A 22,713-nucleotide genomic window follows, 5' to 3' on the forward strand; every position below is an offset into this window, starting at 1 on the left:
CATCCCCCACCTCCCTACATCCCCATAATTTCATATCCCCCATCTACATACAGGATTTGTCCAGTAATACCGCTTGCTAAATCACTGCATAAGAAAGCTGCTGTATTACCTACCTCTAATTGAGTGACGGTGCGACGGAGTGGTGCTACTTTTTCAACGTGATGAATCATATCCAAAATTCCACCAACTGCTGAAGATGCTAAGGTGCGAATCGGACCAGCAGAAATACCATTGACGCGAATATTATCGGGTCCGAGTTCCGCTGCCAAGTAGCGGACACTGGCTTCTAAACCAGCTTTAGCCACACCCATGACATTATAGTTAGGAATTGCTCGAACTGCTCCCAAATATGTAAGAGTAATAATACTTCCGCCTTCAGTCATTAAAGGTTTAGCTGCACCGCTTAACTGTACCAGTGAATAGGTGCTAACTTCCAGAGCCGTATTGAAACCAGAACGAGAAGTTTGACTAAAACCTCCGGTCAAATCTTCTTTTTTTGCAAAGGCTAAACAATGCACTAGAATATCTATTTTCCCCCATTCTTGCCGGATGGTTTCAAAAGTAGATTGAATTTGCTCGTCATTTTCAACATTGCAGGGCAGAAATAGGCTAGGACTGAGCGTTTCTACCAATTCAGAAACTTTTTTTTCCATTTTACCCTTGTCATCTGGCAAGTAGGTAATGCCCAAATTAGCCCCGGCTTTGTGTAGTTGTTGGGCAATTCCCCAAGCGATAGAACGGTTATTGGCAATACCTGTAACTAGGGCATTTTTTCCAGATAGATTGAGCATAGAAATTGCTAATTTAATTCATCATTAGGAGCATACTAGAATCTGAGCCTAGTTTGACTGCATCGGGCTAGGGATTTTCCAAAATGCTCCATAAGCAGGCGGTAAGCCCCAAAAAACCATGCCCATGTTTACAAAAATTCTCAAGAAATTGACAATTTTTAGAGGCAAAACTTTTAGAGTATAATTGGTGAAACTACTTATCAATAATTACTAGCTAAACGGAACAACAATTATGTATCATTATAAACGGAAGGCCAGGAATTCCGCGTTTGGGTATAGGAAAAAACAGCAAGGTTAATGGTGATTTATTGATTTTTCGGGTGTATTCTTAGGTAATTAGTTTTTGTTTTTCTGGCATTGGGTAGGGGAAGGGAGAAATGATAGTGACACAAGATAAAGCCCTAGCAAATGTTTTTCGTCAAATGGCGACCGGGGCTTTTCCTCCGGTGGTGGAAACATTTGAACGGAACAAGACGATCTTTTTTCCGGGAGATCCTGCTGAACGAGTTTATTTTCTTCTCAAGGGTGCTGTGAAACTCTCAAGGGTGTACGAGGCAGGAGAAGAGATAACGGTGGCTCTGCTGCGAGAAAATAGCGTCTTTGGTGTGCTGTCGTTGCTGACAGGCAATAAGTCTGATCGATTTTATCATGCAGTGGCATTTACTACTGTAGAATTACTTTCAGCCCCAATTGAACAAGTTGAACAGGCACTGAAGGAAAACCCAGAGTTATCAATGTTAATGCTGCGAGGTCTTTCTTCGCGGATTTTGCAGACGGAGATGATGATTGAAACTCTTGCTCACCGCGATATGGGTTCAAGGTTAATTAGTTTCTTGTTGATTCTTTGTCGAGATTTCGGCGTTCCTTGCGCTGATGGTATTACCATTGATCTGAAGTTATCCCATCAGGCGATCGCTGAGGCAATTGGCTCTACTCGCGTTACAGTCACTAGACTGCTGGGAGATCTACGCGAGAAGAAAATGATTTCCATTCATAAAAAGAAGATTACTGTGCATAAACCTGTTGCTTTAAGTAAGCAATTTACTTAAAAGTTATGGGTAAATGGAGTTGGCACGGCTTCTATTTTTGAGGTAATGCGGTCTTAGGGTCTCCCTAAGTAGCGTCACTACCATAGAGATTAAACCGTTAATTTGGAGGAAAGTCTTAAAATTGTATAATTCCTACTTTTGCCTAACTCCATTTACTCACAGACAATGGTTGAACGTAGTAGGCTGTATCGGTCAGCATTGCGGTAGTTAAAAATGGCCACCGGGTACATCCTTATTGCAGCAATTCTTATTTTGGGAGGCGTAATTGCTACCGTTGGCGATCGCATCGGCACACGAGTTGGCAAAGCTCGTCTCTCACTTTTCAATTTACGTCCGAAAAAAACTGCTGTAATTGTGACTATTTTTACAGGCGGTCTAATTTCTGCATCAACTTTAGCAATTCTCTTTGCGGCTGATGGCGGATTGCGAAAGGGCGTATTTGAATTAGAGGATATTCAAAGAGATTTAGGGAACAAGCGGGAACAACTAAAAATCGCAGAAGCGCAAAAAAGTCAGGTTGAGAGTGAGTTAAATAAAGCCAAACAAGAACAAAGTCAAGCACAGGAAGAATTACAGAAAATTAATAAGTCATTACAGGCAGCAAATACTAAACAAAAGACCACACAAGCTCAACTCAATCGCACTCTTAATCAGCAAGCTAAGACCCAAGCCCGACTGAATGCAACTCAAAGCCGTCTGGGTGGAATTGTGATTCAGTATCAACAGGCAAGAAGTGAATTACAAACTCTTTATAATCAGCGAAAAACATTACAAACGGCAGTAGAAGAGTTAAAGGCGGAACGAAAAAGATTATACGCTGAAGCCAAACAGGCAATTGATGAAGCGAAGACGGTAATTGAAAAACGCGATCGCAAAATTGTTAAATTAGATAAACTTATTCAAAATCGTAACCTCGAAATTAAACAGCGGGAAGAAGTTATTATGACTAGAGAATCTCGCTTAAAAGAATTAGAGAAACAACAACAATTTTTAGAGCAGGAAGTAGCCAGACTAGAAAAATATTATCAGTCCTATCGTGACCTCCGCTTGGGTAAACTAGCCTTAGTAAAGGGTCAAGTAATAGCGGCAGGATTAATTACTGTAGACAAGCCTGATGCAGCACAGCAGGCAATTATCCAAATTCTTCAGGAAGCTAACCGCAATGCCAATATTCAATTAACTGAACCTGGTGCTATTCCGGCTAATAAAGAAATACTCCGTGTCACTAAAGATCAGGTTAAAGCCCTAATTGCACAAATTAAAGATGGTCGAGAATATGTAGTCCGAATTTTCTCCGCAGGTAACTATGTCAGAGGTGAAAAACAAATAGAATTTTTTGCAGATGCCGCGAGAAATCAACTCGTATTTTCATCAGGGGAAGTGCTGGCTACTACTACAGCGGATTTAAAAAATATGACATCTGAACAAATGCGTCAACGCTTAGACTTACTAATTTCCGCTTCCCAGTTTCGCGCCCGCAATGCGGGAATTGTCGAAAGTGTCCAAATAGAAGGAACTTTTCTGCGCTTTGTTACCCAATTACAGCAAGCGGAACAGGAAGTAGAAATCAAAGCTGTAGCCGCAGAAAATACTTATACTGTAGGTCCACTAAGAGTCAAGTTAGTAGCCCTCTTGAATGGACAAATTCTTTTTAGTACCTAACAACTGACCAATGACCAATGACTAATGACCAATGACTAATGACTAATACACAACCTGTAATTTTAGGATTTGATCCCGGTCGTGATAAATGCGGGATTGCGGTGATGGGATTGGATAGACAACTATTTTATCATCAAGTTGTTTTGGCAAATGAGGCGATCGCTAATATTGAAACACAACTGCAAAAATTCCCTGTATCCTTAATGGTGATGGGAGATCAAACAACGGCTAAAAAGTGGAAACAGCAACTTAATCAAGAATTAAGCAAACCCACCAATATCATTTTGGTTGATGAACGTTATTCCACTTTACAAGCACGCGATCGCTATTGGCAGATGTATCCACCCCAAGGCATCACTAAACTATTACCCAAGGGTTTGCGTCAACCCCCCCGGCCAATAGATGACATTGTGGCCATTCTCCTGATTGAACGATATCTTAACCGACTAACTGATAATTAATTTACAGTTCAGCCCGAATCGTAAAAGCATAATCCCCTCCAGGTTCTAATTGATAGTCCTGTTGTTCCAAAAAACGTCCTAGAGGTTCTTTGATTAAAGCACGACCTTGGGAAGGCTTCACAGAAAGTTCTCCCCGGCGGAAATGCCACTGGAAATGCCACTGAAAATTACCGGCGCTAACTTCACCTTCAAGAAAGCCTTGTTGCCAAGATTGGCGGGTAACTCTCACATGAGCAGTAGTTTCTGGCAGACGTTTAGCACTCACGCTTATTTGATGTCAAGTATGGGATAAAAGCCAATTATTTATGTAGGCTACTTATTCTATGTACCAAAAATAGCTTAATTCTACAAACTAATTAAAACAAGATAAGTTAGTAAAGTCCAGTTTCGTAACTGCTCTTTTGTTGTAAATTTACGATAAATGCAAAATAAAAATGCAATTATTACATAAAACTATTTGTGAAGAGTGTGCTTTTTATATCAAATTAGAATGCACTCACCCCGATGAGTTGGGAGTTAATTGTGCTACTGTCACTTTCTGTAATTCGTTTACTCCAGCGGTGGAAATTGATAGTCCTTGCGTGTCTTTTGGTAATGATGATGAATATTAATTTATACAGTGCGTAAGTCCTATAAACTTACGAATCTCTAAGGGACTTCCAATTAAAAAAATACCCAAAAATGTCTTGTGGTGCAGGCCGAAAAGCCTGCTAATCATCAAGGACGGGCAGGATGCCCATCCCACAAAATTGGGTAATTTATTTTTTGGTGTTCCCTAAGTCCAAATCAATAAACTCGCAATTTTCTAATAAATAATGTACAATATAATGTATGCACTAAGTATACTTCTAAATTGTGTCAACTAAAATTCGCAAACAGATTTATATCCAACCACGTCAAGAACATCTACTCAAAGAGATTGCACAACAAACAGGTATAAGTGAAGCCGAGATTATTCGTCAAGCCATTGACCTTCATCTTAGTGAAATCACTGTCCCCCAAACCGATATCTCATTGTGGGAAGCCGAAAGAGAATTTATTGCACAAATCAAAACTCGACCTGTTCAAGCTGGAGGTAGGGACTGGAAGCGGGAAGATCTTTATGAACGGTAGAGTCTTTATTGATACGAATATTCTAGTGTACATCTACGATTCATTAGACACGATAAAACAGGAAAAAGCGATCGCAGTTGTTGATAGGTTAATTCGTTCGGGGAAAGCAGTAATTAGTCCCCAGGTGATAGGGGAGTTTTTTATGGCTACAACCCGCACTAGGCGATCGCTTTTAACTCCTGCTGAGGCATTGGTGCGAATGCGTAACTACTTAGCTATTTGCCATATTGTTGATATGACAAAATTAATCTCCCTAGAAGCGATTCGTGGACTAGAAACCCATAACTTTAGTTTTTGGGACGCGCAAATTTGGGCAACAGCAAGACTCAATCAAATTGAAGAAATTTACAGTGAAGATTTTCCATCAGGTGCAACTGTTGAGGGTGTAAAGTTTACAAATCCTTTTAAACTGAATGATTAATTATCGAAAGTCCAAGTTTACCAGAACAACATTGATTTTTCCTGATCTTCCTTTGCGTCTTTGCTCCTTTGTGCCTACCCTGCGGGATCTCTAAGAGAGATTGCGCGAAACAAAACTAAACTTATGCAACTACCATTAATTAAATATCCCATCTTGGGGATAATCAATTTTTTATTATTAAGTATTAATATTCAACCCGTATTTTCCAGTTATTACCCTACTCTAATACTGGCACAAAACTCAAATAGCAAAGCAGCTACAGAATCTTTAAATCAAGGACTACAAGCAATTCAACTAGGACAATTAGAAGCAGCAATTACCGCTTTTCGTCAAGCTATTAAACTAGAGCCTAAATTAGCAGCAGCGCACTATAATTTGGGTTTAGCACTACGACAATCGGGACAGTTACAACCTGCGGCAGATGCTTTTTATCAAGCTACCCAAGCTGACCCTCAATTTGCTTTAGCTTTTGCGAATTTAGGTGGGGCGCTATTGGAAGGAAATAATTTAAAATTGGCGCAAGATTATTTAAATCAGGCTTTGAAGTTAAATCCAAATCTGGGTTTTGCCCATTATAACATGGGGTTAGTTAAGAAACAGGAGAAAAATTGGTCAAGTGCGATCGCTTCTTTTAAAAAAGCCAGAACAATGAGTCAAAATGCGCCCGAACCTGCCTATCATTTAGGTGTATGTTATTTACAACAAGGAAAATTTGAACAAGCCAAGGCAGCTTTTAAACAAGCAATTATAATCAATCCTAAATATGCAGAAGCACACTATGATCTGGGTTCAATTTTGTTTAATCAAGGAAAATTAAATGAAGGTTTAGCAGCTTTCAGAAAATCGGCCGCAGCTAATCCTAATTACGCTAATGCCTATTATGGTGCAGGATTAGTTTTCATGCAGTTAAAACAGTACAAGGAAGCTGTGCAAGTCTTCCAATATGCTAAAGATTTATATAATATTCAAGGTAATTTACAGTGGGTGAAAAATTCCCAGCAGTTATTACAACAAGCACAAAAATCCAAAAATTAGAGACGTTTCAGCGAAGCGTCTCTACTCAGAACATGGTATTTTCTCAGCTTTTGGACAGATGAATAAATCTAGAGAAATAAGTAGAAGTTAATTAAATAAGTAACGGAGTAGAGACATGACTAAAACTAAAACTCAAGAACCCATTAGTAACTTAGAGTTTGATTTTATTAGTGTGCTGCATACTAAATCGGTAGCAGTTCAAGCTTGTCAGTAACCCAACCCTAAAGGGACTGGGCTTGTAAGAGAAATCAAGCAAGCCGTACTGACCAGACCACCCTGAGCCTAGTCTAAGGGTAGCCGTTATTTGAGTCACGACACCCCGGAATACGTAGCTAGTTCCCTGCTCTGTCGCTTGTGATTAAACAGTTCTAAGGTCACTGGAACAGTGTTGCAAGCCTAACAAGCTCTTATAACAGGTCGAAGCTAACATTACCCCAGAAATGGGAGTTGGTTTCCAGGTTCCAATCAAAAATCTGGTTTCAATTTTAATATCCACAGCGGTTAAAACCGCTCGTGTCGGAAGCTAATTCTCAACCCTGTGTAGAACTGTTCCAAAAATTACGGCAATCGGAAATTGAACAGGCGCACGAAATTCGTCATCATCTCCAAGAAGTGATGCAGAAAGGCAAGATGTAATTAATGATAGGGGCAGGTTTAAGAGATTAATGACTTAAACCCACCCCTAACAATTAACGAATATACTCTTTCAATACACTATTCCGATTGGGATGGCGTAATTTACGGAGTGCTTTAGCTTCGATTTGGCGAATGCGTTCGCGGGTAACGTTGAAAATCTGACCGATTTCTTCCAGAGTTTTCATGCGCCCATCATCTAAACCATAGCGAAGTCGGAGAACGTCCCTTTCCCGAGGACTGAGACTATCAAGGACTTTTTCTAGGTCTTCCCGCAGCAAGTTCTTAGAAACTTGATCTTCTGGAGTTTCACCATCAGATTCAATGAAATCACCTAAACGAGAATCTTCTTCTTTACCGATAGGTGTTTCTAAAGAAATTGGTAACTGGGCAGATTTGGCAATAAACCGCAGTTTCTCGATGGTCATTTCCATACGAGTTGCAATTTCTTCTTCTGTGGGTTTGCGCCCCATTTCTTGAGATAGGAGTTTGGTAGTTTTCTTAATCCGAGAAATGGTTTCGTATAGATGAACCGGTAAACGGATAGTGCGGGACTGATCAGCGATCGCTCTTGTAATTGCTTGACGTATCCACCATGTAGCGTAGGTAGAAAACTTATAGCCTTTTTCGTGATCAAACTTTTCAGCCGCACGAATCAAACCCAAACTACCCTCTTGAATCAAGTCTTGGAAGGACAAGCCCCGATTCATGTATTTTTTGGCAATGGAAACTACAAGTCTCAAGTTCGACTGTACCATCTTGTCTTTCGCTCTACGTCCCACGTGCAGACGGTAACGAAAGGTTGGTAATGGTAATGATACTTCTGCCGCCCATTCGCTGTCTCTAGGATCGCGTTCTAGGCGTTCACAAAGCCTTTCCCGCGCCCGTTCTAATTCCAGTAACTCAGCGATTTTCCGCGCTAGTTCAATTTCTTCGTCTGCGCGTAACAAACGAATCCGTCCAATTTCTTGCAGGTACAGACGAATTGAATCTTCTGTATAGTGCTTTTTCTTGGCGATTGGTGTCCGACGACGCGATTTAGCGGCTTTTCCAGACTTTGCGTCGTCCTCATCAGACTGAGGCTCTAAAAAATCATCAATTTCGCCGTCATCAGTCAGCAATAAGTCCTCTTCTTCTATTAAGAGTGCTTGTAATTCGATCTCAGGCGGATTTATCATTTCTAGGTCAGGCTGATAAATATTATCGAGTACGTTGTTAGCCTGGTTCATGCCGCGTTCCTCATGCTCCTTGCAGAATCAGTTACTGAAGACATTGCGATTACTTTTAGTGTGGAGTAATCTGTGAACCGAAAATCGAGTTTTGGCTGGTTAACCTCAGATATTTTCGGTGATTTTTTTCCTGTTTGATGCAGGATTGTTGAGTAAAAGTGGCAAATATCACTTTGAAAGCGAATTGGCCGCTTTTTTTAATTGCCATACCCGATCATCCTACATATCACTTTTGATTAACCGAATCTATAAACCTAGATCCATCTTTTTCAAAAAGTTTCCCGGTGCGGATACAGTGTATGACATTTAACTGTAAATACTGTTCCAATTGTAGCCTATTTCACAAAAATTACACTCTTTTCGTGCATTATTTATGAACTTATTTACTAAGATTAAGCCACCTTTATCAAAAAGACATTAAAAATGGTGGTAATACCATTAAATCTTGTCGAAAACTTTTGGTTTGGTCAGTGGCATTCTTATTAAATTAAAAGGTAGGCACACTTGCTGCTTTATAAAACTTATACAAATTGTTCCTAACTGAACAAATAGTATTTATGTTCTGCTTGAACTTAGTCCGAAGGCGGATATTTGTTTACAGATATTAGTTCTGGTTGAACTAATTGTACATATTCACTATTAGCTAGTGATTGGTGTTTGTTTCCAGGCACTAACTCTTGTATATGCTATACCAAGAACTTGAACTAAGGAGTTAAAGTTATGGCATATTTTTAGCGAGGTAAGAGATGAATTAAGATTTCTCTCGATTTAGCCTTATTCACACATTAGCGCAGAGTTGAGATTTCTACCCTGTGCAACTTGACAAACTGTTCTTATGGTATACAACGATATTTTAATCAGGTGATAAATAATATTGCTGCTAAAGTTGCCCAAAGATATATTTGGGTAAATTAACGTATGTCAATTGTAATTATGAATACTTCGGATTTCAAGAAGGTGGCTGTCATCTGGTTATGAAAAGTTTTGTGTATACTTACTAAGCTTTGCTTTGTAGATAATATCTAGTTGAGCTTTATAAGCATAGCAAATGCTTTCCCCCTTTGTGGAGAAAATTTATGATTTTTAGGGAAAAATTGATCGAGAAAGGGAACGGGGAGGTAAATCCGTAATTACCAATCACCCATTACCCATTACTCATTACCTTAGATATCTAAATCTGTCATATTCAGTTTAGAACCATAGGTTTCAATGAATTCCCGGCGGGGTGCAACGCGATCGCCCATAAGAATGGTAAAAATCCGATCAGCTTCGGCTGCGTCTTCAATTTCCACTCGTTTGAGGGTACGGGTTTCTGGATTCATGGTGGTTGTCCAGAGTTGTTCTGGCATCATTTCTCCCAAACCTTTAAAACGTTGAATGGTATAGTTAGCATTACTAGGAAGAGTACCTAAATGCTGTTGCAATTCCCGTTCACTATAACAATACTGGTAATTTTTACCCCGTTCTACTTTGTACAAGGGAGGACAAGCGATATAGATGAAACCTTGTTCAATCAATGCCCGTTGATAGCGATAGAAGAAAGTTAACAACAGCGTGCGAATGTGCGCTCCATCTACGTCAGCATCAGTCATTAATACTATATGATGATATCGTAACTGCGAGGCGTTGAATTCTTCACCTTTGACACCTAAACCCAGTGCCGTAATTAACGATTGAATTTCGTTATTTTTATAGATTTTGGCATCGTCGGTTTTTTCAATGTTGAGGATTTTACCACGCAGAGGCAGAATTGCTTGGGTTCGGCGATCGCGTCCCTGCTTGGCACTATTGTGAACAAATACACCACTGGCTAAAGCGAAGTTATGTGTTTGCGGAACTTCGATATCGTAAACATCTACCTGTTCTGCTAAACGTTCAATACTGACAATGCGGTGATTGTAATTAGCAACAGCTTCATAGGCTAACGCTGGATTACCATCAAAGTAGCGTTGACAAAAATTATCAAACCGTAATAAAGACTTGTCTTTTGTTTGTTGACGGTACGTATTATAAGCTTCTAAATCAAGCTTACCTTGCTCAACTTCAATCTGCTTGAGGACAGTAATAGTTTTGCGATAGTAGGTTTGCTGCAAAGTAGCATGACGTTGGGCGCGAAATTCAGGTGTCCATTGCTGCTGTGTTTTTTCTCGCCGCCATGCCAATAAAGCTTCATTTTCCCATTGTTCCTTAGCCAAAAGTGATTGAGTTTCACGGGCTTGGGGATTATTAGCAAAATAGGCGCTAACTCTTTGGGATTGGGCTAACCGATTAGCTTCATCACTCCAATAGTCTTGCTGTGCTTGATTGAGGCGTTTATGGTTTTCCTGACGATAAGTTTGGTTATTGTCATAAAACTCTCTCCATTTGCCCAGCATATAACTTTGATAGGCTTCATCTTGCCATTGTTCCTTAGCTTGTGCTGACAAAATTTGCTGCGTTTCCGGCTGCTGCATTCTTTGACTCATCTTGGCACGAAATTCTTTACCTTGACGAGTTTTCCGGCTCTTGTCAATTACATCTTGACGATGTAATGTTTTTTCAATATGAGCGCGATGCAAAGCTAAGTGTGACTCAACGGATAACCGCTGTAAATTCGTAGGGTTATTGTTACGCTTGTTAAAATCAAGATGATGGCAGTGTTCTCCATCTGTTAGCTGATAAACACCTAAATAACGGTTATACCAATCCGCTAAGGTATGGGTAAACAACCAAGAATCAGAACGGGGATTCCAAACCATTTCATAACCATCAATGGTAATCCCTGGATTGCTGATATCAGATATTTGCCGATATAGAGGCATGAGGGAATCATCAGGGGTTAATAATGCGGCTTGCTTGTAACTGCCATCGCGTAACATGAAGCGATGATCTGGTGTGCAAACAATTGTTTCGCCATTATCCAATGTCACCTTAATGACTTCAGCATTGGCTTTAGTCATGCGGGGGTTAATAATCCGTTCTACCCCAATAGTGCCATCATTACGAATGGTGTAGCAAAAATGCTCTTTGCCGATTGCTTGTTCGGCGACGATTTCTTTAAAACTGAGCGATCGCCCATCAACTAATGCTACTAATGTATCACCATGAAAACAGCCTCCCGCTGAATCGCCTTCCACGATGTATATTTCAGACTCAGCAGGATCACGAGAACTACAATCTGCTAACTTACCAGGTAGAGGAGAGGATTCTAATACTGATTTCCGACGGACTAATTCCCGCGCATGACGGGCAGCTTCAGCAGCTTTAAACGCTTGGATAGCTTTATCTAAAATAGCATCAGCGATCGCCGGATGAAAGTCTAGATATTCAGTGAGAACTTCCCCCACAAAAGAATCAACGATACCGCGAACTTCTGTATTTCCCAATTTAGTTTTAGTTTGTCCCTCAAATTCAGGATCAGGGACTTTAACAGAAATTACAGCAGTTAGACCTTCACGGACGTGTTCACCACTGAGGTTAGATTCATTCTCTTTAATTTTATTCCGTTTGCGAGCGGTTGCATTTAATGTCCGAGTTAAGACGGCTTTTAAACCTTCTAGGTGTGTACCACCATCAATAGTCCGAATATTATTAGCAAAGCCAAGGACATTATCTGTATAAGCATCAGTACACCACTGTAAAGAAACTTCTACCTGGACGTTATTACGTTCCCCTTGGACATAGATAATTTCTTCATGAAGAGGTTGCTTCTCACGATTCATGTAGGCGATATACTCTTTAATACCACCCTTGTATTCGTAGGTTTCTATTCTTGGTGTATCGCTTTTTAAGATATCTAAACGATGATCCGTAAAAATAATTCTTACACCTGCATTTAAGTACGCTAACTCGCGCAATCTTCCTGATAAAGTAATGTAATCAAATTCTATGCTGGTGGTAAAAATTTGTGTATCTGGCTTAAAAGTAATAGAAGTACCAGTTCTATCTTCTTTGTAAGGCGTTGCTACCAATTCCGTAACTGGAAAACTCCGTTCATATCGCTGCTTATGTACCTTATGATCTCGCCAAACCGTAACTTCTACAAACTCAGAGAGGGCGTTAACAACAGAAATTCCCACTCCGTGTAAACCACCAGAAACTTTATAGCCACCACCACCAAACTTACCACCAGCATGGAGAACAGTTAACACAGTTTCTAAAGCTGATTTTCCGGTTTTTGGGTGAATATCTACGGGAATACCCCGACCATCATCTGTTACTGTAACAGAACCATCAGCATTAATATCCACTTCAACATGGGTACAGTGACCCGCCAAAGCTTCATCAACAGAGTTGTCCACTACCTCGTAAACTAAATGGTGGAGTCCTCGCGGACCTGTAGTACCAATGTACATCCCTGGTCGTTTGCGGACGGCTTCCAGACCTTCCAGAACTTGAATCTGATCGGCGCTGTAACTGCTCGTCATGAAAATTCTCCTGATGCTTGGGGTTAATATCGCCAAAAGGCTAAAAAAGTCAAATCACCCCACTATTATAACACAAAAGCCTTCCTGCCGTCTGTAGGGCAATTTTGTGAGAAGTTTATATAGGGGTTGTAACCCTAATGGGAATTCAAGAGACAATTAGTCTGTTCCCAGTTCTGCTTCCCAATGACTAAGTAGGTTGGCGTTGAAAATTGTCGTTATGGCAAGGCAAGAGGCAAGAGGCAAGAGGCAAGAGGGTTTGGGCGATTTTACGTTTCTTTACACAGTTTGGTTTTATTGTGTTCACCTACTTAATGACTAATAACTAATAACCAATGACTAAATTAATTGTAATTTGTGGAGCGACAGCGACGGGGAAATCTGGTTTGGCTTTGAGTTTAGCACAAAGGTTAAATTCTGTAATTCTTAGTGCTGATTCTCGTCAAGTATATCGTGAGTTTGATATTGGTACGGCTAAACCAAATGTGGTTGAACAAAAATCAGTTCCCCATTATTTAATAGATATCTGTGAACCAACTGAAATAATGACATTAGCAAATTATCAGGAACAAGCACAAGCTTTAATTGCTAGATTGGGGGGTGAAACACTGTTGTTAGTGGGTGGAACTGGTTTATATATTCGTGCCATTGTGCAAGGAATGAAGATTCCCAGAGTTTCACCACAACCAGAATTGCGATCGCAATTAGAATCTTTAGGACAAGTTCAACTTTACCAGATATTACAACAAGTTGATGCGATCGCTGCCCAAAAAATTCATGCTCACGATTTGGTGCGAACTTTAAGAGCTTTGGAAGTTTATTATACAACTGGTATACCCATTTCTGAACAGCAAGGAGAAAACCCACCAGATTATCCAATTTTGCAAATTTGTTTAGATTCTGATGCAGAACATTTAGACGTGAGAATTCGCAAGCGAACTGAGCAAATGATAGCAGATGGTTTAGTTGGTGAAGTTGAATATCTTTGTCAAAAATATGGTACTGATTTATCTTTATTAAATACTTTGGGATATCAAGAAATCAAGCAATATTTAGCCGGTGAACTTTCTTTAGAAGAAGCAAAAGAATTAATTGTTTTACATACCAGACAATTCGCTAAACGTCAACGGACTTGGTTTAGACAATCTCCTAATCTTGAATATGTTAATATGGATAATTCTGATTTATTAGAAAGTGTTTGGCAACGAATTAATCAATTTGTCTGATAGCTGACGGGATGACAAAAAGAGTTAAGATGCAGACAGAATAAGGCTCATAGTTCTCTCAAGGGAACACCAAAAAATAAATTACCCAATTTTGTGGGATGGGCATCCTGCCCGTCCTTAGATTTAGAAATGCCGCATACCACAGTCAAAACCTGACTCCGTAAGGATTTTGTTATAATTAATTCTCAATTACCGTTGAACGCTTTGCAACTCTATGTCCCAGGTATTGCTCCCCCAATCGCTTCAGCAAGACTTACCACTTACTGCCCTTGCACCTATGCAGGATGTAACCAATCTCTGGTTTATGAAAGTCATTGCCCACTACGGTAGCCCTGACTACTTCTTTACTGAGTATTTTCGTGTCAATGATACCTCACGACTCAATCGGAAAATCCTGGCAGCAATTACCGAAAACGATACAGGTCGCCCGGTTTTTGCCCAAATGATTGGCGAAAGTATCCCCGATTTAGCCAGAACCGCAAAGGAACTCTGCGGCTATAATATCGCTGGAGTAGACTTAAATATGGGCTGTCCTGCGCCGAGAATCTATCGCAAAAATGTTGGAGGTGGATTACTCCGAGAACCGGAAAAAGTCGAGCGGATTTTGGGAGAACTGCGTTCTGTGGTTAATGATAGACCTTTAACGGTGAAAATGCGCGTAGGTTTTGAAAATACAGATAACTTTTATAAAATCCTAGATATAATTGCTGATAACAATATTGATTTATTGAGTTTGCATGGTCGCACGGTGAAAGATATGTATCACGGGGAAGTTAAATATGATTTGATTGCGGAAGCGGTGAGACGGGTTAACTGTCCAGTGCTGGCTAATGGTAATATTAAATCGGCGACAACTGCCTTAGAAGTGCTTTCGCAAACAGGTGCAGCGGGGGTGATGGTGGGACGTTGGGCGATTGGAAATCCTTGGCTGTTTAATCAAATTCGTCAGGCTTTACGGGGAGAACAGATCACACCAGTGCCGTTAGCAGAGGTACGCAATTACATCGATCGCTTATGGCAAACCCCTACAGCTTCCACTATGCCAGAACGAGCGCGGATAGGCTACCTGAAAATGTTTCTTAACTACATTGCTTTGAATGTTGATACTGACGGTCATTTTCTGCGGCTGATGCGACACACCTCTACAGAGATAGAATTATTTAAACTCTGCGATCGCTTTCTCCTGACAGATTTAACGAAAACTTTAGCCCTAACACCCTCAACTTTACGGGATTTGAGTCACCAAGTACGCCCGTGAACGGTTACCCTTCGCAGAGTTATTTTTTGGTATTTTCCAAATTAAATTTCATAATACCAAATATCCTCTTGTCGGACAATAATTCGATGTAGAGGAAGTCTATCAATCAATCCATCCTGTTCCAATTGTCCCAGCAGACGAGTGATAGTTACACGAGTAGAACTGATCAGCGCTGCTAAATCTTCATGAGTTAGACGCATATCAATTAAACGTCCTTGTTCTACTTCTGAGCCAAATTTTTTTGATAACCATCCTAATAGTTGAATCAGCATAGTCTCTACTTTTTTATGACTGCGAATCACCATTAATTCTTCCGCTTGTTGAATGTGATAAAGCAAAGTTTCTGTGAACTGATGCAAATCATCCACAGGTAAAACAGTTGCTTTGACTGTGGTTAAACATTCCATCCGATAGGGCTTCATTTTCGAGAGAACTTCACCAACCACATCTCCCGGACCCCATAATCCCAAAGCTACTATCGTACCGTCTTCTAGATAAGTGTATGTCATCACAAAACCGCTTTCTATTCGCCATACAGCATTTTTTTTAACGGGTAATAGCGATCTTCTGGTGAAATGCTTGTGAGTATTGTCAGTAAATGATTGAGTTAGACCTGTGTATAATGACATTAGTGTGTATATTACTAATTTCCGATGTAGTAACCGTAGTATAGATTATTCTTGATCTAAAAAGTATTGTGTTCGGATAGTTTATGGAAAATATTCAGCAAATTTGACAATCTTGCACATAATCACCTTAAATCCGATAGAGTTATGGTATTTTACTTATTATAGGTGTTACTATATCACATCTAACACCCAAAAGTAAAATCATTGCGGTTAAAAGCCGATAAATCTATCAATGTACAGTAGTATTCTGAATACAGATTTGAATAGTCAAAACTACGCTCTTCTGGATCTTTCGGCAAAAGTGGAATACGCACTCTTAGCACTGTTAGAACTCGCCAGCCATCACGATAAAAAAGTTCCTTTGACCATGAACGAGATTGCGGCCAAGCAACCCATACCGGAACGCTATCTCGAACAGATTCTCACTCAAGTGCGGCGTGCGGGTTTGGTCCAGAGTCAACGTGGCTCAAAAGGCGGTTTCCTGTTAATGCGTGAGCCTTGGCAAATTACTTTGCTAGAAATTGTCACCTTGGTGGAAGGTGAACGGAAAGAGAAAGAAAGCTCTGAGACTCCGACGATAGAAAAAACTTTAGTTGTAGAAATCTGGGAACAAGCTAACGCGGCTGCAATTGAGGTTTTGCGTAGCTATACACTCCAAGATTTGTGTCAGGAAAGAGAGACTCGCGCTCAAAATAATCCCATGTATTACATTTAGTTACTAGGAGGTCTAGCAATGCGAATAGCGAAAAATATCACTGAATTAGTGGGTAAAACGCCCTTAGTGCAGTTAAACAAAATTCCTCAAGATTCAGGAGCATTGGCGCAAATTGTTGTCAAACTAGAAAGTATGAATCCGGCAGCTTCTGTAAAAGATAGAATTGGCGTGAGCATGATTCAAACGGCAGAGGAACAAGGCTTAATTATTCCCGGTCAAACTACTTTAGTTGAGGCAACTTCTGGAAATACAGGCATTGCTTTAGCAATGGTTGCAGCCGCTAAAGGCTATAGGCTGATTTTGACGATGCCGGATACGATGAGCCAGGAAAGAAGACTTATGCTAAGAGCCTATGGGGCGCAATTAGAGTTAACACCAGGGGTAGAGGGAATGCGGGGAGCGATCGCTAAAGCCACAGAAATCGTCGCCATCACCCCCAATGCTTATATGTTGCAACAATTCAGCAATCCTGCTAATCCCCAAATTCACGCTCGCACCACCGCTGAAGAAATTTGGCATGATACGGATGGGGAAGTTGACATCCTTGTCTCAGGAGTAGGAACTGGAGGAACAATTACGGGCGTATCTGAAGTAATCAAACAACGCAAACCCAGCTTTCAAGCAGTAGCAGTTGAACCAGTTAACAGCCCAGTGTTAGCAGGAGGAAAAGCCGGACCACACAAAATTCAAGGTATCGGACCCGGATTTATTCCCGCCATTTACCGTTCTGAATTGATAGATGAAGTCATTCAAGTCTCAGATGATCAAGCCATTATCTACAGTCGGCGGTTAGCAAAAGAAGAAGGACTGCTATCAGGAATTTCTGCTGGTGCGGCTTTATATGCAGCGTTGCAACTAGCTAAACGTCCAGAGAATGCCAATAAATTGATAGTTATGGTCCAGCCTAGCTTTGGTGAACGCTACCTCAGTACCTCGTTGTTTAAAGATGCGGATGAGAATGAATGGTTAACTAAACTTTGAAAATTTAATCATTGGTGATAGAAATAATTATTTTTTTATCTCCTGTCTTTCCTGTTAATTAACCCTCTTCTGTCATTCTCGCCAGATCAAAATCTGAAACCCTTATTTATCAAGGCTTTTGGTGATTTATTAATCTTTCAAAATACTCGCCATATTTTGTTAGTAATAAACGGTTCAAACCTTAAAGATATATGGATTTGAAAATTAGGAAATTATTTTTTGATTCCCAGTTTGACAGAAGAGAGTTAAGTAGGCTAGTGTTGAGAATCGTCGTTATAGCAAGGCAAGAGAAAAGAGGCAAGAGTAAAGAATTTTTCAGCGATTTTACGTTTCTTTACACAGTTTGGTTTTATTGTGTTCATCTACTTACTATCATTTTTTTTCACCAAAAAAAATAAACAAATACAACTACCAAAAAGTTTTAGCGGACTTAAAGCTTGACTTTTACAGACAATTACAACCCCTAAACCTATCAGTACAAATGGGACAAGATAATTACCATATTTGGTAAAAAAATTAGCTATTTTTTGTTGATGGGTTAACTGATATGCTGCATAACACCAAATGGCTAACAGGAGAAAAAATAACCCGATAATTATGAAAAAACTCTCTAATCTAACACTAGAAAATAACGGTACATAAATGCTAATATTATCACTACCATTAGCCACCGTTATCGCTGCCACAGTGTAAATTTTTGGTGTTAAAAAAGATGGTGTTATCTCCTGGATTCCATCAGCTAATTGTTCTGTTTCCTTATTCACCAAACTACTAATACCAATAGCAATAGGAATTAAGCCTAGTAAACCAATCCATGATTGAGGCAGAATCAATCCACCAAATAATCCAGGTAAACTGAAGATGACGAGAATAGTAAAACCTAAATATTGACCAACAACAATTTGCCAAGGGCGAAAATTATCATTTACTTGAGCAAAAAACACTAACAAAATTAAAATATCATCAATATTAGTGGCTATGAAAGCAACTAACCCGGTAATAATTGCTGTCAATAAATTATTCATTTTGGATGATTTCAACATTTCTGACTTAAATCATGTAGGTTGGGTTGACGTAAGGAAACCCAACATTTTCAATATTTCCCACATTTTCGGTATTTTGTTGGGTTGCGCTGTCGCTTAACCCAACCTACATTTTTTTACTTTATTTCTGACATTTTCAGTATTTCCCATATTTTCGGTATTTTGTTGGGTTGCGCTGTCGCTTAACCCAACCTACATTTTTTTGCTTTATTTCTGACATTTTCAGTATTTCCCATATTTTCGGTATTTTGTTGGGTTGCGCTGTCGCTTAACCCAACCTACATTTTTTTAATTGAACCTGAAAGATATTAGATTGAATTTAGTGTTCCAAATATTGCTATCTTGATAAATAGTGTTATATTATGAAATTTTACCATGAATCAGGTTGCTACTGCTTTTACAGAAAGCATAATTGCCTTTGCTGCCACTAATATTGATGACATTATTATTCTATTGCTATTTTTTTCGCAAATAGATAGCAATTTTCGGCGTAGACATATTTTTATCGGTCAATATCTTGGCTTTACAGCTATTATTATCCTCAGCTTACCAGGTTTTTTCGGTGGCTTAGTTATCCAGCGAGAATGGATTGGATTACTAGGAATATTACCAATTGCTATTGGGATTAAACAATTAGTAAATCGGGAAGAAGAAGGGACAGAAGTTCAGACAGTAAATACTGAATATAATAGCCCTCCATTTTCTTTTTTATTAAGCATTTTACATCCCAACACTTATAAAGTTGCGGCTGTGACAGTTGCTAATGGCGGTGATAATATTAGTATTTATATACCCCTATTTGCAGGTCAAAGTATTGTGGGTTTAGGAATAATTTTGGCGGTATTTTTTGTCATGGTAGGGGTTTGGTGCTGTATCGCTTATTTATTAACTCTTCAACCTAACATTAGTTATATTTTAAGTCGTTATGGTCAGGCTATTGTTCCTTTTGTACTAATTGGTTTGGGGTTATTTATTATGTATGAAAGAGGAACATTTAATTTATTATTTGGATAAGTAAATTAAAACCCAGAGAGATATAGAGTTAATTATGCTTGTCCGACTAATTTCCAACTTACCATCATTAAGATGCTGTAGATAATAAATCTGAGTGGACGTTGAGGGGTAATTTCGCAAAGTTTCGCACCAATGAGAACTCCGGGAACAGAACCTATCCAAATAGGTATGACTAAACTCCAATCAACAGTTCCTAAAGTCAGATGTCCCAGGGATGTAAATATTAGTAAAATGGCGGCTTGTGTAATATCTGTACCTACTAATTTTCGGGCATCTAACCGAAAAAAAGCGATTAATGCTAGGGCGAACATAGAACCTGATGAAACACTTGTCATTCCCACACAAAAGCCTAAAATTGCGCCAATAAGTAAGGATAAAAAACGTCCTTCATTCGTTTTTAAATTTAATTTTGGCAATTCGGGTAAATTAATTTTGGGGAAAAATGTCATCAACAACATTTGGATTAATGCTGCTAATGTAACTATCAAAATCATTATTCCTAGTAACCGCAGTAAAAGGTTATCTAGGTTATGTTCTCCACTTTGTCTGAGTTGGTGTAAAACCCCTACTCCCAATAGCGAACCAGAAACACTACCCATTGACAACCATTTAACTACTTCTAAATCAAGGGTTTTCTGTTGCCAGTGTTTTACTCCCCCTACTACTTTCATTAATGTAGCTGCAACCACATCAGAACTAATAGCAATAGAAGGTGGTACTTGAAAAACAAAAATCAACATAGGAGTGATCAAAGATGCACCACCTATACCTGTTAAACCCACAATGATGCCAATGAAAAAGCTGAAAGCTGGTAGTAATAAGTAGTCCATACTGGTGTTAGTGTAAGTTAATTGAGAATTGAGAAAGATAAGCTCGAATAGACTCAATTTTATGAATACAAAAAATCGCTGTCTAAGTTTGTTCAGGATGACTTTTTATAAATCTGGTAAGTAGACTTTTATTACTCCTGAAGGGTAATTTTTTAGCTTAAGTGTTGAAAGATACCCTAGTTTTGGCAATTTTTCATAAAACTACAGCATCTCTATCAACTTACTGTATTATAAACTTATAAATAATAAAATGTCTAGTAAGTAGTGAGACAGAATTAATTACACAATGTCATTGCGTTAGCCATATGGAACGAAGTGAAATGAAGCAATCGCAAGGGTTGTGATTGCTTCCCTTCCCTCGCAATGACTGTAAATATTTTTGTCCAATTACTTACCAGTATCTATATGTCTTAGTGAGAATTTCCTGATTTTCAGGACTCCGCAGACACTTATTTCTCTTGTCTGGACTACGATAGTTGATTTATTCTCAGTATTTTGATAGAAAATGATACTTGTATACTGGATGGAATTATGAAAAAACTAAAAAAAAGTCGGGGTGAAAGCAAGTCACCGCTTAATTTTCTGAAAAACCTGTTACTTTCCCATTGGCGTTCTTTGTTGCTGATATTTATGGGTGTGTATTTGCCTTTGCAGGTTGTGGAAATCCTGGCGGTGAGGATTTGGCAAAATGACGGTGGTTTTCTCTGGGATATGCCAATTTTGTTGGCAATTCACTCTACAGCTAATCCACAACTGGATATTTTTGCCGTATTGCTGACTAAATGGGGATCATTCTGGACTGTATTACCTGTATTAAGTGCTATCGCTCTAATATTATGGAAGCAAAGAAAATGGAGAACTCTTGCTTACTTACTGACTACAGCTTGCGGGAATCTGCTTATTAACCGCACAGCCAAAGAATTTATGCACCGAATACGTCCCCATTTATGGATATCAAAAGCACCTGAATTTGATTATGCTTTTCCTAGTGGTCACGCCATGACAAGCATGACACTAGTAGCAATTGTAGTAATTTTAACTTGGCATCGTCCTTGGCGTTGGTTAGTTCTAACTATTGGTAGTTTGTACCTGTTAACTATTGCTTGGACACGCCTTTATCTTGGGGTTCACTTTCCTAGCGATATTCTCGCCGGTTGGATGGTTGCACTAGCTTGGGCTATTGGTGTCAGTCTAATTATTCAGCCTAATTTGCATAGAGTTAACGCTATTAATAGCAGTATAGAGACTGAAACTACTCTGCTGTCTGAAGAAACCCGGTTAATTAAAAATGAGTTGAGTCGGTTGGGTTAAATAGATATCTCCAAAAATTAAAGATACTTGACCTGAAAACCCTGTAGAGACGTTCCATGGAACGTCTTTACAATCTTTTTTGGAGATGTCTAATGACAGCGCAACCTAACCAAGTCTTGATGATGTTGGGTTTCCTTGCGTCAACCCAACCTACTCAACTAATGACTATTAAGCTTTTTTAGTAGGTGCGTTAGTAATTTTGGCATCTATAACTGCTTGGGTAACATTAGGAACAAACCAGTTAATCTCACCAGCTTTAGGAATTTGTGTTCCCACTTGGTTAAATTCAATTGCACTTGTATCTGGGTTGGTTTTCAATACCACTTTAGTGCCATTAAAAACTTTAATGACAACACCATCAGTTAATTCTTCCTTCTCCCCATTCAACCCTAAAGCTACAGCTTTAACATCTGTGGGTAGATAGATTCCTTTGCAATTCCATTTATCTTTTGTCGTTTGACCATCAGCTAAAAAATATAATGCTGCACCATTGGAATAATCATCATCTTCCAAATTTGGTTCTGTGCCATATATAGCTAGAGTTTTTCCTGTTTGATTACTACATTGTCCCCAGTCAATTCCTGACTCAAAAGCAGATTTTTGAAATTCTAAATCATGGATTTTTTGGTCAATTTCCTCTGGTGTATAACCAGTTAACGGGGTTTGTGTAGCTTTCGCCGTTTGTAATTGTTGTAGTTTTTGATTCAGTGTGATGTAATCAGGATTTTTCTTGTATTTTGGCGGATCAGCTAATGCAGAGTCAGCAAATACTAAACTCAGACATAACAATGCAAGAACTAATATGGACTTCCAGCTTTTCATGGTAGTAGTTTCCGGTTTGAGAATATTTAGCTGATAACTATGAGAAAAAGTAGTCAAGATGATAATCAGATGTAAAGATTGATGTTC

The 22,713-nt window shown here is 39.2% G+C and carries 22 protein-coding genes; 14 read left to right on the forward strand and 8 right to left on the reverse strand.

Annotated features, from left to right (window positions below; genetic code table 11):
- Positions 1-14: 14 nt before the first annotated feature.
- The gene (gene fabI, locus IQ228_RS03830; RefSeq protein ID WP_027401173.1) at positions 15-791 is read right to left on the reverse strand and encodes an enoyl-ACP reductase FabI; all 777 of its coding nucleotides are present in this window, start codon (positions 789-791) and stop codon (positions 15-17) included.
- 377 nt (positions 792-1,168) lie between these two features.
- Here fabI and ntcA point away from each other — a divergent pair, with 377 nt between their 5' ends.
- The 3 genes from ntcA to IQ228_RS03845 all read left to right on the forward strand — a co-directional run bounded on the left by ntcA (position 1,169) and on the right by IQ228_RS03845 (position 3,963).
- Complete coding sequence (gene ntcA / locus IQ228_RS03835) at positions 1,169-1,840, forward strand: global nitrogen regulator NtcA (RefSeq protein WP_027401174.1); 672 nt, start codon at positions 1,169-1,171, stop codon at positions 1,838-1,840.
- Between the two features lie 213 nt (positions 1,841-2,053).
- Positions 2,054-3,502 carry a DUF3084 domain-containing protein gene (locus IQ228_RS03840; protein ID WP_193962201.1) on the forward strand — a complete coding sequence of 483 codons (1,449 nt, stop codon included), beginning with the start codon at positions 2,054-2,056 and terminating at the stop codon, positions 3,500-3,502.
- 38 nt (positions 3,503-3,540) lie between these two features.
- Complete coding sequence (locus tag IQ228_RS03845; protein ID WP_027401176.1) at positions 3,541-3,963, forward strand: pre-16S rRNA-processing nuclease YqgF; 423 nt, start codon at positions 3,541-3,543, stop codon at positions 3,961-3,963.
- Position 3,964: 1 nt separating this feature from the next.
- On the opposite strand, the gene IQ228_RS03850 is transcribed toward IQ228_RS03845, so the two are convergent.
- A complete protein-coding gene (locus tag IQ228_RS03850; RefSeq protein WP_027401177.1) occupies positions 3,965-4,228 on the reverse strand; it encodes a DUF3146 family protein in 264 nt (87 codons plus the stop codon).
- Positions 4,229-4,397: 169 nt separating this feature from the next.
- Here IQ228_RS03850 and IQ228_RS03855 point away from each other — a divergent pair, with 169 nt between their 5' ends.
- The 5 genes from IQ228_RS03855 (at position 4,398) to IQ228_RS27050 (ending at position 7,168) form a co-directional block, all read left to right on the forward strand.
- On the forward strand, positions 4,398-4,574 hold the full coding sequence (locus IQ228_RS03855) for a hypothetical protein (RefSeq protein WP_190382451.1): 177 nt from the start codon (positions 4,398-4,400) through the stop codon (positions 4,572-4,574).
- 244 nt (positions 4,575-4,818) lie between these two features.
- The gene (locus IQ228_RS03860; protein ID WP_193962202.1) at positions 4,819-5,076 is read left to right on the forward strand and encodes a ribbon-helix-helix domain-containing protein; all 258 of its coding nucleotides are present in this window, start codon (positions 4,819-4,821) and stop codon (positions 5,074-5,076) included.
- A complete protein-coding gene (locus IQ228_RS03865; RefSeq protein ID WP_193962203.1) occupies positions 5,066-5,497 on the forward strand; it encodes a PIN domain-containing protein in 432 nt (143 codons plus the stop codon). Before IQ228_RS03860 ends, IQ228_RS03865 begins: the two co-directional genes overlap by 11 nt.
- A 123-nt stretch (positions 5,498-5,620) precedes the next feature.
- Positions 5,621-6,532: a lipopolysaccharide assembly protein LapB gene (locus IQ228_RS03870; RefSeq protein ID WP_193962204.1), complete on the forward strand. Its 912-nt coding sequence runs from the start codon at positions 5,621-5,623 to the stop codon at positions 6,530-6,532.
- 513 nt (positions 6,533-7,045) lie between these two features.
- The gene (locus IQ228_RS27050; protein WP_255549943.1) at positions 7,046-7,168 is read left to right on the forward strand and encodes a hypothetical protein; all 123 of its coding nucleotides are present in this window, start codon (positions 7,046-7,048) and stop codon (positions 7,166-7,168) included.
- Positions 7,169-7,221: 53 nt separating this feature from the next.
- Here IQ228_RS27050 and rpoD read toward each other — a convergent pair whose 3' ends face one another.
- Both rpoD and gyrB read right to left on the reverse strand, forming a co-directional pair.
- Complete coding sequence (rpoD, locus tag IQ228_RS03875) at positions 7,222-8,394, reverse strand: RNA polymerase sigma factor RpoD (RefSeq protein ID WP_027401183.1); 1,173 nt, start codon at positions 8,392-8,394, stop codon at positions 7,222-7,224.
- Positions 8,395-9,557: 1,163 nt separating this feature from the next.
- The gene (gyrB, locus tag IQ228_RS03880; RefSeq protein WP_193962205.1) at positions 9,558-12,800 is read right to left on the reverse strand and encodes a DNA topoisomerase (ATP-hydrolyzing) subunit B; all 3,243 of its coding nucleotides are present in this window, start codon (positions 12,798-12,800) and stop codon (positions 9,558-9,560) included.
- A 332-nt stretch (positions 12,801-13,132) separates the two neighbouring features.
- Between gyrB and miaA the strand changes: the two genes are divergently transcribed.
- Entirely contained in the window at positions 13,133-14,023 is an 891-nt protein-coding gene (gene miaA / locus IQ228_RS03885) for a tRNA (adenosine(37)-N6)-dimethylallyltransferase MiaA (RefSeq protein ID WP_193962206.1), read from the forward strand.
- Between the two features lie 214 nt (positions 14,024-14,237).
- Positions 14,238-15,281, forward strand: coding sequence for a tRNA-dihydrouridine synthase family protein (locus tag IQ228_RS03890; protein WP_035081328.1), 1,044 nt, complete (start codon positions 14,238-14,240; stop codon positions 15,279-15,281).
- A gap of 41 nt (positions 15,282-15,322) precedes the next feature.
- Here the strand turns inward: IQ228_RS03890 and IQ228_RS03895 are convergent, their stop codons facing one another.
- Complete coding sequence (locus tag IQ228_RS03895; protein WP_027401186.1) at positions 15,323-15,910, reverse strand: Crp/Fnr family transcriptional regulator; 588 nt, start codon at positions 15,908-15,910, stop codon at positions 15,323-15,325.
- A 232-nt stretch (positions 15,911-16,142) separates the two neighbouring features.
- Here IQ228_RS03895 and IQ228_RS03900 point away from each other — a divergent pair, with 232 nt between their 5' ends.
- Positions 16,143-16,625: an Rrf2 family transcriptional regulator gene (locus IQ228_RS03900; protein ID WP_027401187.1), complete on the forward strand. Its 483-nt coding sequence runs from the start codon at positions 16,143-16,145 to the stop codon at positions 16,623-16,625.
- 18 nt (positions 16,626-16,643) lie between these two features.
- A complete protein-coding gene (gene cysK, locus IQ228_RS03905) occupies positions 16,644-17,606 on the forward strand; it encodes a cysteine synthase A (RefSeq protein ID WP_027401188.1) in 963 nt (320 codons plus the stop codon).
- A 362-nt stretch (positions 17,607-17,968) separates the two neighbouring features.
- Here cysK and IQ228_RS03910 read toward each other — a convergent pair whose 3' ends face one another.
- A complete protein-coding gene (locus IQ228_RS03910; RefSeq protein ID WP_193962207.1) occupies positions 17,969-18,631 on the reverse strand; it encodes a cadmium resistance transporter in 663 nt (220 codons plus the stop codon).
- Between the two features lie 393 nt (positions 18,632-19,024).
- On the opposite strand from IQ228_RS03910, the gene IQ228_RS03915 reads away from it, so the two are divergent.
- Positions 19,025-19,663: a cadmium resistance transporter gene (locus IQ228_RS03915; protein WP_027401190.1), complete on the forward strand. Its 639-nt coding sequence runs from the start codon at positions 19,025-19,027 to the stop codon at positions 19,661-19,663.
- Positions 19,664-19,695: 32 nt separating this feature from the next.
- Here IQ228_RS03915 and IQ228_RS03920 read toward each other — a convergent pair whose 3' ends face one another.
- Positions 19,696-20,493: a sulfite exporter TauE/SafE family protein gene (locus tag IQ228_RS03920; RefSeq protein ID WP_027401191.1), complete on the reverse strand. Its 798-nt coding sequence runs from the start codon at positions 20,491-20,493 to the stop codon at positions 19,696-19,698.
- A gap of 531 nt (positions 20,494-21,024) precedes the next feature.
- Between IQ228_RS03920 and IQ228_RS03925 the strand changes: the two genes are divergently transcribed.
- Complete coding sequence (locus IQ228_RS03925) at positions 21,025-21,804, forward strand: phosphatase PAP2 family protein (protein ID WP_193962208.1); 780 nt, start codon at positions 21,025-21,027, stop codon at positions 21,802-21,804.
- 168 nt (positions 21,805-21,972) lie between these two features.
- Here the strand turns inward: IQ228_RS03925 and IQ228_RS03930 are convergent.
- A partial coding sequence (locus IQ228_RS03930) for a hypothetical protein (protein WP_370566812.1) occupies positions 21,973-22,713 on the reverse strand: 741 nt, incomplete at its 5' end.

Origin of the sequence: Dolichospermum sp. LEGE 00246 (genome assembly GCF_015207865.1) — a bacterium.
Taxonomy (GTDB): Bacteria; Cyanobacteriota; Cyanobacteriia; order Cyanobacteriales; family Nostocaceae; genus Dolichospermum; species Dolichospermum heterosporum.